Source organism: Geomonas subterranea (assembly GCF_019063845.1).
GTDB classification, from domain to species: domain Bacteria; phylum Desulfobacterota; class Desulfuromonadia; order Geobacterales; family Geobacteraceae; genus Geomonas; species Geomonas subterranea.
In genome coordinates this window covers 1,522,740-1,536,138 of record NZ_CP077683.1, presented here as the reverse complement: position 1 = coordinate 1,536,138, position 13,399 = coordinate 1,522,740, and the positions used below count along the sequence as shown (strand labels likewise).

Genomic DNA, 13,399 nt, shown 5'->3' with positions numbered 1-13,399 from the left:
GCTACGTCCTACAGCGATATAGCCTTTTTTTGTACTTCTGGCAACACTTATTTAGGATTTCGTGTTCGACTTCGTTTCCGTCAAACCAACTGAGATCGGGAGGTTAGCTTGACTCCCCGGGGCGGACCCCCTCTGGCTCCCCCCCTCGCGATCGCATGTTTAATGAGAATCAAAGCAAATCGCTTGCCAACTCATTAAACTGAGCAGGCTCTGATTAGAGCGACAAAATTATTGACTTTGCAAGTGGTTCCATGGTTTATATCTAGGGCTTTTCTGGGACGATTACACCCATTCATACATGGAATAGATGAGCTGCTTTCGGACGTTGATCATATTAATCACCATCTGCCTCGCTGCCGGGGGGAGTACCGCGGCGATGCGACCGGAGATGGTGCGGGTGGCCCTGTTGAAGGGGACCGAGACGCTTAAGATCGACGGCGACGGCGTGCTCCTGACCGACGGCCGCGGCGAACCGCTCAGGGTGGAGATGCCGCTCGAGGTGCGCCGCTCCGGCAGCGGGCTCAGTGTGAACGGCAAGCCCGTGAACCGGCTGATCGCTTCCGCCTTCTCGCGCATCTCGGTGAACGGAAAGGGTTACCGCGCCCTGATCGAGGTCTCCGCCGCCGACAAGGGGCTCCTGGTGGTGAACGAATTGCCGCTCGAGGAGTACCTGGTCGGACTCATCAACTGCGAGATCAGCTCCGCATGGCCCATCGAGGCCATCAAGGCCCAGGCCGTCATCGCGCGCTCCTACGCGGTGTACCAGATGCAGGCCCGCCGCGGCCAGAGCTACCAGCTCGAATCCAGTGTCATGGACCAGGTGTACGAGGGTGCCGACGTCGAGGACAGCCGCGCCGCCTACGGTGTCCGTGAGACCGCCGGCGAGGTGCTCACCTACGACGGCAGGACCATCCAGGCCTTCTACCATTCCAATTGCGCCGGGCATACCGAGTCCTCCAGGAACGTCTGGGGCCTCTCCATCCCGTACCTTAAGGGTGTAGCCTGCCGCTACTGCGGCGAGTCCAACCCCATCCGCTGGGAGCTGAACCTTCCCCTGCGGAAGGTGGAGACGTCGCTTCGCAACGCGGGCTTCCAGGTGACGGGGCTCAAGGAGCTGCGCGTGCGCGGCAGGAACGCAAGTGGCAGGGCGCAGGACGTGGTCGCTGAATGCTCCCGGGGGAGCGTGGTCATCCCGGCGGTCGCCTTCAGGAAGGCCCTCGGGTACGGCACCGTGAAGAGCACCAACTTCGAGATCCGCGGCGGCCGCGACGAGGTGCAGGTGGTGGGGACCGGTTCCGGTCACGGCGTCGGGCTGTGCCAGTGGGGCGCCAAGGGGCGCGCCATCGAAGGTTTCGACTACCGCGAAATACTTTCTTACTACTATCCGGGCGTCAAGCTCTCGGGCGGGTACGGTCGATAGCATGCGCCTTTCAGATTTCGATTACGAACTCCCGCCGGAGCTGATCGCACAGCACCCGGCCAGCCGCAGGGACGCCTCCAGGCTTTTGACCCTGGACCGCGCCACCGGGGCGGTCGGGGAGAGCACGGTGGCGGCCATCGCCGCCCAGTTTCGCCCCGGCGACCTCCTGGTCCTGAACGACACCCGCGTCATCCCGGCGCGGCTCAAGGGGCACAAGGAGAGTGGCGGGGCGGTCGAGGTGTTCCTGGTGCGCCGCATCCCCGGCGCGGGCGAGATCTGGAGCTGCCTCATCAAGGCCTCCAAGTCCCCTGGCCCCGGCACCCGTATCATCCTCCCCGGCGGGGTCGCCGCGACCGTCGTTTCCCGTGACGCCGGGGAATGGCAGGTGCTCTTTCAGGGGAGCGACGACTTCATGGCCTGGCTGGAGGGGGCCGGCAGCATGCCGCTGCCCCCCTACATCAAGCGCCCCCCCGAAGGTGAGGACCTGGAGCGCTACCAGACCGTGTTCGCGCGCGAGAAAGGCGCCGTCGCCGCCCCGACCGCGGGGCTGCACTTCACCCCGGAGATCCTTGCTGAGATCCGGGGTCGCGGCGTGGAGATCGCGCCGGTCACCCTGCATGTGGGGCTTGGGACCTTCATGCCGGTGCGGGTCGAGGACCTTTCCCAGCACACCATGCACCGGGAGCTGTACCGGATACCGCACGAGACCGCCGGGGCCATCCGCCGCACCAGGAAGGCGGGGGGGAGGGTGATCGCGCTGGGAACCACGTCGCTGCGGGCCCTGGAGCATGCCGCGGCCTCCGGCGAGCTGGAGGCGGGGGAGCGCGAGGCGGACATCTTCATCCTGCCGGGGTACCGGTTCCGGGTGGTTGATGCGTTGATAACGAATTTTCATCTCCCCAAATCGACACTATTTATGTTAGTGTGCGCTTTCGCCGGGAAAGAGGTCATGCTGAACGCCTACCGCGAGGCGGTCGAGCGGCGCTTCAGGTTCTTCAGCTACGGCGACGCGATGTTTATCGGTTGAGGAAGGGCGGGGAGGGACGGGGTATTAACCTCCCTCTCCCTATGGGAGAGGGGCGGGGTGAGGGCGCTGAACATCAGCGATGACCTTCCAGCCCGCTGCGGCACCTCCCTCACCCGGCCTGCGGCCACCCTCTCCCGGAGGGCGAGGGGGCGGGCGAATGATTATTCGCCCCTACAGTGGACCGCTAAAATTTGGATTGAGAAGACGTTCCTCCCCCCCCGCGGCGGGCCCGCGCGCCGAAGCGCTACGGTCCGCGAAGGCGGGAGGGGGATGTAAAGAGAACATGTAGGGAGTGCTTTGTCAGCCATATCGTTTGAACTCATCAAGAAGGACCCGGGCTGCGCGGCCCGTTTAGGCTCTCTGACAACCACGCACGGCAGGATCGAAACCCCGATTTTCATGCCGGTCGGCACCCAGGCGACGGTCAAGGCGATGACCCCGGAGGAACTGGTCGAGGTGGGGTCGCAGATCATCCTCGCCAACACCTACCACCTGTACCTGCGCCCCGGGCACGAGCTGGTCGCGCGGATGGGGGGGCTGCACCGCTTCATGCACTGGGACCGCCCCATGCTGACCGACTCCGGCGGGTTCCAGGTCTTCTCGCTCGGGGAGCTCAGGAAGATCTCCGAAGAGGGGGTCAAGTTCCGCTCCCATATCGACGGCTCCCGGCACTTCATCTCGCCGGAGGTCTCCATCGCCATCCAGGAGGCCTTGGGCGCCGACATCGCCATGTGCTTCGACGAATGCCCCCCGTACCCCGCCGAACGCTCCTACGTGCAAAAGTCGCTGGAGTTGACCACGCGCTGGGCCAGGCGCTGCAAGGAGGCGCACAGCCGTCCCGACCAGGCGCTCTTCGGCATCGTGCAGGGTGGCATGCACCCCGACTTGAGGCGCGAGAGCGCTCGCCAGATCACCGACATCGGCTTCGACGGCTACGCCCTTGGGGGGCTGTCGGTGGGCGAGGAAAAGGAAATCATGCACGGCATGATGCAGGAGTGCAGCGATATCCTTCCGGAAAACTCGCCGCGCTACATCATGGGGATCGGTGCCCCGGAGGACCTGGTCGAGGCGGTCTACAACGGCTTTGACATGTTCGACTGCGTCATGCCCACCAGGAACGCCAGAAACGGGGCGCTCTTCACCAGTTTCGGCAGGATCAACATCAAGGCGGCCATCTACGCCGAGGACCAGGGTCCCATCGACCCCGCCTGCGGCTGCTATGTCTGCCGCAACTACTCGAGGGCGTACCTCAGGCACCTGTACCGCAGCCAGGAGATCCTGGCATCGCGGCTGAACAGCTGGCACAACCTGCACTTCTTCTTAAATCTCATGAAAGAGGTCCGGGAGGCGATCGCCAGGGGCGAGTTCGTGAAGTTCAGGCAGGATTTTTACGCCGCGAGGGGAAACGGTTAACACGGTCGAGCTGAAGCTTTACTCGAAGCTTTGAATTCAATAAGGGATGGAAATACAACCCAGGAGGTAACTAAATGTTAGGTTTGGCGTTTGCAATGGCTGCTCCCGCGCAGGGCGGCGCGCCGGCGGGCGGAGGGATGATGGCGCAGTTCCAGGGGCTGATTCCCCTGGTCTTCATGTTCGCCATCTTCTACTTCCTGCTCATCAGGCCGCAGCAGAAAAAGGCCAAGGAGCACAGGGCGCTTCTGGACGCGCTCAAAAAAGGCGATCAGGTCGTCACCGCCGGCGGGATGCACGGCAAGGTGACCGCACTGGACGACCAGGTGGTCACCCTGGAGATCGCTCCCGGCGTCAACGTCAGGATCAACAAAGGGTACATTGCGTCTGTGAAGCAGGACTAGTGCATTGATCGAATTTTTCCGAAAGGAGCTTTTCCCATGAAGGGTTATACCTGGCGCATTTCTCTTATCCTCATTTTCATCATCGCATCGTGCGTCTACCTGACGCCGACCCTGGTCGACACGCTCCCCAAATGGTGGAGCGGGCTGCTTCCCAAGGACAAGATCCACCTGGGTCTTGACCTGCAGGGGGGGACCCACCTGGTCATGGAGGTCGAGACCCAGAAGGCCGTGGAAGGGTCCCTGGACCTGATCGCCACCGACCTCGAGGACTCCCTCACCTCGCAGAACCTGCGCTTCAAGAAGATCGGGCGCCTGGGTGGCGACAAGGTGCAGCTCACCCTGTATGACCGCGGCTCGGCCGACAAGGTGCAGGCACTGATCAAGAAGAAGTACCCCGACCTCGAGACCCTCCCGGTCTTCGACGAGGGTGGCTTCGTCAACATGCAGCTGCGCATCAACGAGAAAGAGGCCCAGGTCAGGAAGGACCGCGCCGTGGCGCAGGCTCTCGAGACCATCCGCAACAGGATTGACCAGTTCGGCGTCTCCGAGCCGGTGATCCAGCGCGAGGGACTCAACAACATCGTCGTGCAGCTCCCCGGCATCAAGGATCCCAAGCGCGCCATCGAGCTGATCGGCAAGACCGCGCGCCTCGAGTTCAAGCTCGTCGACGAGTCCGTCAACGCGGCCACCGCGGCCGCAGGCTCGCTTCCCGAGGATGACGAGCTCCTCTTCGAGAAGAGGACCGATCCCCAGACCGGCGCCGTCTCCGAGACCCCGCTGGTCGTGAAGAAGAAGGCGATCATCACCGGCGAGCTTCTGACCGACGCCCAGATCAGGATCGACTCCCAGTACAACCAGCCTTACGTGGCCATCGAGTTCAACTCCACCGGCGCGCGCCTGTTCGACCAGGTCACCGCCGCCAACGTGGGCAAGCGCTTCGCCATCGTGCTGGACAGCAACATCTACTCGGCACCGGTGATCCGCGAGAGGATCTCGGGCGGTTCCGCCCAGATCTCCGGCTCCTTCACCGAAAAGGAAGCCGCCGACCTCGCCATCGTGCTGCGCGCCGGTTCGCTTCCCGCACCGGTCAAGATCCTGCAGAACGTCACCGTCGGACCTTCCCTGGGGCGTGACTCCATCCACAAGGGGCTCATGGCCGGCCTGATCGGCGTCCTTCTGGTCGTCAGCTTCATGGCGCTGTACTACAAGCTCTCCGGCATGGTCGCGAACCTCGGCATGGTGCTGAACATCCTGTTCCTGATGGGCGCTCTCTCCGCGCTGGGTGCTACCCTCACCCTGCCGGGCATCGCCGCTATCGTCCTCCTGGTCGGTATGTCGGTCGACTCCAACGTCCTCATCTTCGAGAGGATCAGGGAGGAGCTCCGCCTGGGCAAGACGCCGCACGCGGCGCTCGACGCCGGCTACGACAAGGCGTTTCTCACCATCATGGACTCGCACGTGACCGCCCTCATCACCGCTGCGGTGCTGTTCCAGTTCGGCACCGGCCCGGTCAAGGGCTTCGCCGTCTCGCTGAGCCTCGGTATCATCATCAACCTGTTCACGTCGCTTGTGGCCACCAAGGTGCTCTTTGACGCCTTCCTGGACCGCGTCCACGTGAAGCGACTCAGCGTATAAGGGAGGAGACCAATGGAACTGCTCAAGAAGACCAACATAGATTTCATCGGGATGAGGAAGGTCTCCTTCCTCGTCTCCGGCATCATGGCCATCATCGGCCTCCTCGGCATCATCGCCATCGCCCGCGGCACCGCCAACATGGGTATCGACTTCTCCGGCGGCACCGAGATGCAGATCAAGTTCGCGCAGGCGGCCAGCACCCAGTCCATCCGTGACGCGCTCGCCAAGGCAGGCGTGAAGGAAGTGGAACTGCAGGAAATCACCGGCGGCAACCAGGTGCTCGTCAAGATGCACAAGTCCACCGGCAAGTCCGCCGACCAGGTGGCCGACGCGCTCAAGGCCGGCATCCCCGGCAACACCTTCTCCGTGGAAAGCTCCACCGAGATCGGCCCTTCCATCGGCGAGAAGCTGAAGCAGGACACCCTGGTGGCCGTGGCGCTCTCCATGCTGGGGATCATCCTCTACATCGCCTGGCGCTTCGACTTCAAGTTCGGCGTGGGGGCGGTGGTGGCCACCATGCACGACGTGCTCGCCATGATCGCCGTGTTCTACGTGATGCACCGCGAGGTCAACATCCTGTTCATCACCGCGGTCCTCACCATCGCGGGCTACTCGCTCACCGATACCGTCGTCGTCTTCGACCGTATCCGCGAGAATATGCACAAGAGCCTCAAGGACCCGATGATCACCATCTTCAACAAGAGCATCAACGAAACCCTGTCCCGTACCATCATCACCTCGGTAACCACCTTCCTTGCCGCAGTCTCCCTCTTTCTCTTCGGCGGAGAGGTGATCCATGACTTCGCCTTCGCGCTGGTCGTGGGCGTCGTGGTGGCGACCTACTCTTCCATCTTCGTGGCGAGCCCGATCGTGGCACTCTGGGAGAAGCACGCCGTCGAAACCAAGGCCGAAGCCGCCTAAGGAGGATTCGTGAACAAAGAGAACGTACTTACCGTCGTGGTTGCGCTGATCGTGGGCCTTCTGGGTGGCTACCTGATCTTCAACATCGCCGGGCAGAACAAGGAGCCCCAGGTGGCCATGTCGGTACCCCAGGGCGCGGGTTCCCCCAACGACTACCAGCGTCGCATCGTCGAGGCCGAGAAGATCGTGGCCGCGGATCCCAAGAATCTTCAGGCCTGGATCCAGCTCGGCAACGACTACTTCGACACCGATCAGGCACAGAAAGCGGTCAACGCCTACGGCAAGGCGCTCGAACTCGACCCGAAAAACCTGAACGTCATGACCGACCAGGGGATCATGTACCGCAAGATCGGCTGGTACGACAAGGCGATCGCCAACTTCGAGCTGGCGCAGTCCATCGACCCCAAGCACCTGCAAAGCCTCTACAACCTCGGCGTCGTCTACCTGCAGGACCTGAAGCAGCCGGACAAGGCCAAGGAGGTCTGGACCAAGTACCTGCAGTTCGATTCGACCAGCCCCACGGCCCAGCAGATCAAGAACGACATGGCGGGCCTGAACCAGATGCCGACATCGTTCAAGAAGTAGAGCACGAGAAAGAGAAAGAAAAAAACCCGCTTACGGCGGGTTTTTTTTTGCGCCCGGTCAGGGGCCTGCTGCCTCAGTTCTCCCTCCACCTGCGGGGAGCCATGCTTTCCTCACCTTGCGGCTTCACCCACCCCCCGTCCCCCTCCCGTCCAGGGAGGGGGGGATAGAGGGGCTTTTGCTTCCACCCGCAGGTGAACATCGACCTGCACATTAGATTCGCCGGGTGCTGCTCCTTATGCTATGATTGCACCCTGATTTTTTTCGCTTGTGGAGGAGGGATGAAACCAGTCACACATAGAAGCTGGCGGGCCAGGGAGGCCGATGCCGGTACGGTCGACGCGCTTGCCGGTTCCGGGGTAAACCCGCTTCTGGCGCGCCTTCTGGCCCACCGCGGCGTCTGCGCCCCCGACGACGCCGAAGCCTATCTCAACCCGGTACTGTCCCGGCTTCAAGATCCCACCGCTCTCGCCGGCATGCCGCAGGCCGTGTCCCGGCTGGTCCGGGCGCTCAAAGCGGGTGAGCGCGTCTGCGTGCACGGCGATTACGACGTGGACGGCGTCACTTCCTGCGCCGTTCTGATCAGCTTCTTCCAAAGGATCGGTCTCGACTGCTGCCACTACATACCGAAACGCCTCACGGAGGGGTACGGGCTCTCCGGGCAGGGGGTGCAGGGCGCGAAACGCGCCGGAGCCACGGTGCTGGTGACAGTGGACTGCGGCATTACCGCGGTCGCCGAAGCCAAGCTTTGCCGTGAGGCGGGGATCGATCTCATCGTGACCGACCACCACTCCCCGGGTGAGGAGCTCCCGGACGCCTGCGCCGTCATCAACCCGCTGCAGCCTTCCTGTTCCTTTCCCTTCAAGTCCCTGGCCGGCGTCGGAGTCGCCTTCCACCTCGTGGTGGCGCTGCGCTCCCGGCTTCGTGCCGACGGATTCTTCCCGCCGGGGGGGCAGCCCGATCTCAGGGAGTACCTGGATCTGGTTGCCCTCGGGACCATCGCGGACGTGGTCCCCCTGCTCGGCATCAACCGGGTGCTGGTGAGCTACGGTCTGAAGCAGCTCTGCGCCGGGACCCGCGTCGGGATCGAGGCGCTCAAGGAGGTGGCCGGGGTCACGGGCGAGGTCGGCTGCGGCGCGGTCGGTTTCCGGCTCGCCCCGCGCATCAACGCGGCGGGAAGGCTCGAGGACGCCTCCCTTGGACTGGAGCTCCTGCTCTGCCGGGACCCCCGACGCGCCAAGGAGATCGCCCGCGAGCTGGACGAGGCGAACGCCGAGCGACAGGCCCTGGAGCGGGCCACCTTCGAGGAGGCGCGCGCCATGCTCGAACAGGGTGCCTGCAGCGGCAGGAAGAGCATCGTGCTCGGCTCCGAACTCTGGCATCCCGGCGTCATCGGCATCGTCGCCTCCCGCATCGTCGAACTCTTCCACCGCCCCGTGATCCTGTTCGCCTTCGACGGGGAGACCGGCCGGGGCTCGGGGCGCAGCATCTCGCGCTTCCACCTCCTGGACGCCATCAAGGAATGCGCCGACCACCTGCTGCGCTTTGGCGGTCACAGCCACGCGGCCGGCCTCTCCATCGCCCAGGACGAGCTGGAGCGCTTCGCGCTGCGCTTCGACGAGGCGGCCCAGGAGGCGCTCGACGCCGACGCTCTCACCCCGACGCTCGCCTACGACCTGGAGCTTGGCTCCGGCGAGATCACCGCGGAGCTGGTGCGGCAACTGGAGCAGATGAAGCCCTTCGGCATGGGGAACCCCGAGCCGCTCTTCGTGCTCAGGGGAGCCGAGGTGCTGGAAAGCCGGGTGCTCAAGGGGGGACACCTGAAGCTGAGGGTAGGGCAGGGGGGAAAGACCTTCGACGCCATCGGCTTCGGGCTCGCCGAGGCAGGGGTGCCGCAGGGGAGGGTCGACCTCCTCTTCTCCCCGGGGATCAACGTCTGGAACGGCAGGAGCTCCCTGCAGCTCACCGTGAAGGACCTGCGCGCGGAGGGAACGTGCTGAGGACGGACCGCTTCAACAAGGCCGACCGCGTCATCCGCATCGGCTTCTGGGCCAACGCCGTGCTCATGGTGCTGAAACTCGCCGCCGGGCACTACGGCCATTCTGAGGCGGTATTCGCCGACGGCGTGGAAAGCGCATGCGACTTCATCGCCATCGGCGTGACCCTGATCGCCTTGAAGGTCGGACGCAAGCCCTACGACTCGGATCACCCCTACGGTCACGGCAAGGTGGAAAGCCTCTCCGCCATCTTCGTCTCGCTGGTGATCGCCGCCACCGGTGGCTGGATCCTCTACGGCGCGGTCACCACCATGCTGGAGGGGCGTTACTCCTCCCCGGCGCTGGTCGCCGTTTTGGCCGCCGCCGGCACCATCGTCGCCAAGGAGGCGCTGTACCGTTACTCGATGAAGGTGGGGGGAAGCCTCGGGAGCCCGGCTATTCTCGCCATCGCCAAGGATCACCGCAAAGACGCCATCACCTCGGTCGCCACTCTGATCGGCGTCGGATGCGCCTATTTCGGGTTCCGCATCATGGACCCCATCGCCGCCGGGCTCACCTCGTTCTTCATCTTCCACATCGGCTACCACACCTTCCGCACCTCCGCCCACGAGTTGATGGACGGGCAGCCCGAGCAGTCGCTACTCGACGCCATCGCGCAGATTGCGCGCGGCGTGGAGGGGGTGGACCAGGTGCACGAGATCAGGGCGCGCCATTCCGGGCAGTACCTGATCGTGGACCTGAAGCTCGACATGCCCCCGGAGATGACGGTGAAGCGCTCCCACGACATCGCCACCGAGGTAAAACGACGCATCTTCGACCATTTCAACAACGTGGGGGACGTGATGATACACATAAACCCATCGGACGAACCTCACGAAGACCTGATACGCCTTTAGCGCTTCTCTTTGTTCCTTCCCGTCGCCGTATCCTGCGGTCCCTCCGTGTGTTTTTAATCACAACTTTCTTGACAGACAGTCGCCATAGGTAGTATTAAAACCAGTCGATTGTTGTGAATACACTGTTATTTGGGGAGGAATGATGAAAAAGAGTACCCTGTCGCTGCTGGTAGCGACCTTGATTCTCGTCGCTTCCACGGCCTTTGCCGCCAAGATGGCGACTGTTGACATCCCGGTGAAGGCCGAGCTTTACGCCACGGCCCCGGCTGCGCTCACCCCGCAGCAATGCGCCCAGTGCCACACCGGTGCGTTCAACGGGCTCAAGAACGCCGGCGGCAAGCACCGCTTCGACTGCCAGGCCTGCCACACCGTGATCCACGCCTACAACCCGAAGAAGGGCAACTACGACGAAGTGATGCCTAAGTGCGCCTCCTGCCACACCGACGTCCACGGCCCGGCCAACAAGGACTGCGCGAGCTGCCACAACAACCCGCACACCCCGCGCAAAGTCGCCATGACCCAGAGGCTCGCCACCACCTGCGCCACCTGCCATGCCGACGAGAAAGCCGAGCTGGTCAAGTTCCCGAGCAAGCACACCAACGTCTCCTGTGACCGTTGCCATACCTCGCACGGCTTCAAGCCTTCCTGCTTCATGTGCCACAAGCCGCACTTCAAGGATCAGCCGGTCGAAGCCTGCGCCAAGTGCCATTCCGTGCACAAGCCGAAGCAGGTGACCTACCAGGGCACCGACTGGAACCAGACCTGCGCTTCCTGCCACAGCAAGGTGGCCGCGAAACTGTTCAACTCCAAGGCCCGCCACTCCAAGGTCGCCTGCGCTTCGTGCCACAAGTCCAAGCACGGCTACATCCCGCAGTGCACCGAGTGCCACAAGGCTCCGCACCCGCAGTCGATCCTGACCCGCTTCCCGAACTGCCTGGGCTGCCACCTCGACGTCCATGACCTACCCAGCATGAAGTAAGCGCACGACCTGCTGCAACCATCTGCACCGAAAAGGCCCCGGGAGATATCCCGGGGCCTTTTTTCGTTCCTCCGCCGTCTGACTGGTCTTCTCCCCCTCCCTTGACGGCCACTTCCCCACCCCCTAACCCCCTTCCGCAAGGGGAGGGGGACCAGAGGCACCATGTTGCTGGAGTTCTTGATGAGCCTTGGGACAGGGGGGCGCTGCAAAGATCTCTTGCCTCCACTGCCGCAGTCACTGTAAACTGCTTTGGGTTTGACGCGGCATTTCTCACGGCGAATCGCGGGTTTGGCTGGCGAAATGGTGACCTCGGTCACAAAAGTTAAGCGGCTTATCCTGTATCCTTGCTCCTGTCGTGCTTACCGGACGGCAGCGTCAGCCCCTTCCACACCGGCTGCTCACCCAGAACATCAACCGCAGTCCTAACTGAAATCTGTGGCAGCACAGATCTTAAAAGGAAGCTCGTGCGCGTTATTCTCCTGATACTCATGTTGTTCCCGCTCATGTCCCCCGTTAAAGTCCAGGCCATGGTTGATCCCGCCACCTCGGCGGCCGTCTCCACCGCCAATCTCGACCTGCTGCTGGAACGGGCCATGGCCGAAAACCTCATCGCCGGCGGCGTCGTCGTGGTCGGCAACCACGAGGGGATCCTCGCAACCGCCGCTCGCGGCCAACTCAGCGCCGCCCCCGGCGCCCCGGCCATCACCGACCGGACCCTCTTCGACGTCGCCTCGCTCACCAAGGTGATCGCCACGACCCCGGCGGTCATCAAGCTCCTGGACGAGGGACGCATCTCCCTGACCGACACGCTCTCCCGCTGGTTCCCCGAACTCGCAGGCAGCGACAAGGGGAACATCACCGTCCTGCACCTTTTGACCCATACCTCCGGGCTCTCCGACGTCATGGTGGGGCAGGACCGCTCCGTCGAGGGGCTGGTGCGCAAGGTCGCGGCGCAGCGCTTCCGCGGCGCTGGTTCCGGTTTCGAGTATGCCGACATCAACTTCATACTGCTGGGAGAGCTGGTGCACCGGGTTTCCGGCGAGAGGCTTGACAAGTTCTGCCGCGAAGAGATCTACGAACCGCTCGGGACCCGCGACACCTCCTTCCTCCCTTCCCGGGACGGCGCCGACATCGCGCCCACTTCCGGCACACAGGGTGGTGTGGTGCAGGATGAGAACGCCCGCCGCCTGGGGGGCGTCGCCGGACACGCCGGTCTCTTCAGTTCGGCCTACGACCTGGCGCGTTACGCGCGGCTTATACTCGGGCGCGGCACCCTCGATGGCACCCGTATCCTCTCCGACAACGCCATCACCCAGATGACCACCCCCTACGCCTGTAACAACGGCAGGATCAAGCGTGCACTGGGGTGGGACATGGCCTCTCCCTTCTCGGCGCCCAAGGGAACTTACTTCTCCGACGCCTCCTTCGGCCATACCGGCTACAGCGGTTCCTCCATCTGGATCGATCCCCAGCAGGACATGTTCGTCATCATGCTGACCAGGCGGATGGACTACCGCAACGTGCACAACTTCAACCAGCTGCGCAGGAACGTTTCCACCTATGCCGCCGCCGACGTCAAGGGGGTGGCTGGTGAGCTGGCTCCTGTGGCCGAAGTCGAGAAGATCAGGGCGCAGGTGATCGAGGCGTCCGCCGCGCTTATCAACCCGCCGCGCCGCGGCCGGATCGCCTCGCTCAAATGGCGTGAGGAGCGGCGCGCCGCCAAGTGCTCGGTCAAGCCGGGGCGCCGCGTCCTGCAGGCCCGTGCCGGCCACCGCGGCGCCAAGGTGAGCAAGGTCGCCAGAAACGATGCCGGAAAGGTGCGCGCTACGGCGAAGAAGCACCGTTCGCTGGCGAAAAGCTGAACCCTGTCTGAACGGTCCAGCTTAATCTCATACCCCCCTGCGAAGTTTGTTGCCTGCTGTCTCCAGGTGTGATAGCATCTCCGACATTAAATTGTGTAAATCTTTCCTTGGGGGGCTCAGTCATGCTCGACAATGATCTTGAACTCGACTTGGGGATTCTTTGCCGTTGCTGTGACTGCCGGACGTTCCGGCTGCCAGAGACCACCGGACTCAGCGACAGCCAGGTAGCCAGCATTGAAAAATTGTGCAAGCTCTGTATCGAGAGC

The 13,399-nt window shown here is 63.4% G+C and carries 11 protein-coding genes; all 11 read left to right on the top strand.

Annotation, left to right across the window (positions count from 1 at the left end):
- Positions 1-307: 307 nt before the first annotated feature.
- The 11 genes from KP001_RS06605 (at position 308) to KP001_RS06555 (ending at position 13,133) form a co-directional block, all read left to right on the top strand.
- The gene (locus KP001_RS06605) at positions 308-1,420 is read left to right on the top strand and encodes a SpoIID/LytB domain-containing protein (RefSeq protein ID WP_217288743.1); all 1,113 of its coding nucleotides are present in this window, start codon (positions 308-310) and stop codon (positions 1,418-1,420) included.
- Between the two features lies 1 nt (position 1,421).
- Complete coding sequence (gene queA, locus KP001_RS06600) at positions 1,422-2,447, top strand: tRNA preQ1(34) S-adenosylmethionine ribosyltransferase-isomerase QueA (RefSeq protein ID WP_217288742.1); 1,026 nt, start codon at positions 1,422-1,424, stop codon at positions 2,445-2,447.
- Positions 2,448-2,744: 297 nt separating this feature from the next.
- Positions 2,745-3,860 (top strand): tRNA guanosine(34) transglycosylase Tgt, encoded by a 1,116-nt coding sequence (gene tgt / locus KP001_RS06595; RefSeq protein ID WP_217288741.1) that lies wholly within the window; start codon positions 2,745-2,747, stop codon positions 3,858-3,860.
- Positions 3,861-3,934: 74 nt separating this feature from the next.
- Positions 3,935-4,261 carry a preprotein translocase subunit YajC gene (gene yajC / locus KP001_RS06590; protein ID WP_183347036.1) on the top strand — a complete coding sequence of 109 codons (327 nt, stop codon included), beginning with the start codon at positions 3,935-3,937 and terminating at the stop codon, positions 4,259-4,261.
- 36 nt (positions 4,262-4,297) lie between these two features.
- Complete coding sequence (secD, locus tag KP001_RS06585; protein WP_217288740.1) at positions 4,298-5,896, top strand: protein translocase subunit SecD; 1,599 nt, start codon at positions 4,298-4,300, stop codon at positions 5,894-5,896.
- A 12-nt stretch (positions 5,897-5,908) separates the two neighbouring features.
- Entirely contained in the window at positions 5,909-6,817 is a 909-nt protein-coding gene (gene secF, locus KP001_RS06580) for a protein translocase subunit SecF (protein ID WP_217288739.1), read from the top strand.
- A gap of 9 nt (positions 6,818-6,826) precedes the next feature.
- Complete coding sequence (locus tag KP001_RS06575) at positions 6,827-7,402, top strand: tetratricopeptide repeat protein (protein ID WP_217288738.1); 576 nt, start codon at positions 6,827-6,829, stop codon at positions 7,400-7,402.
- A 278-nt stretch (positions 7,403-7,680) separates the two neighbouring features.
- The gene (gene recJ, locus KP001_RS06570) at positions 7,681-9,399 is read left to right on the top strand and encodes a single-stranded-DNA-specific exonuclease RecJ (RefSeq protein WP_217288737.1); all 1,719 of its coding nucleotides are present in this window, start codon (positions 7,681-7,683) and stop codon (positions 9,397-9,399) included.
- Entirely contained in the window at positions 9,393-10,292 is a 900-nt protein-coding gene (locus KP001_RS06565) for a cation diffusion facilitator family transporter (protein ID WP_217288736.1), read from the top strand. Before recJ ends, KP001_RS06565 begins: the two co-directional genes overlap by 7 nt.
- 142 nt (positions 10,293-10,434) lie before the next feature.
- On the top strand, positions 10,435-11,271 hold the full coding sequence (locus KP001_RS06560; protein WP_224962276.1) for a cytochrome c3 family protein: 837 nt from the start codon (positions 10,435-10,437) through the stop codon (positions 11,269-11,271).
- Between the two features lie 464 nt (positions 11,272-11,735).
- Complete coding sequence (locus KP001_RS06555; protein WP_217288734.1) at positions 11,736-13,133, top strand: serine hydrolase domain-containing protein; 1,398 nt, start codon at positions 11,736-11,738, stop codon at positions 13,131-13,133.
- The last annotated feature ends 266 nt before the right edge of the window (positions 13,134-13,399 follow it).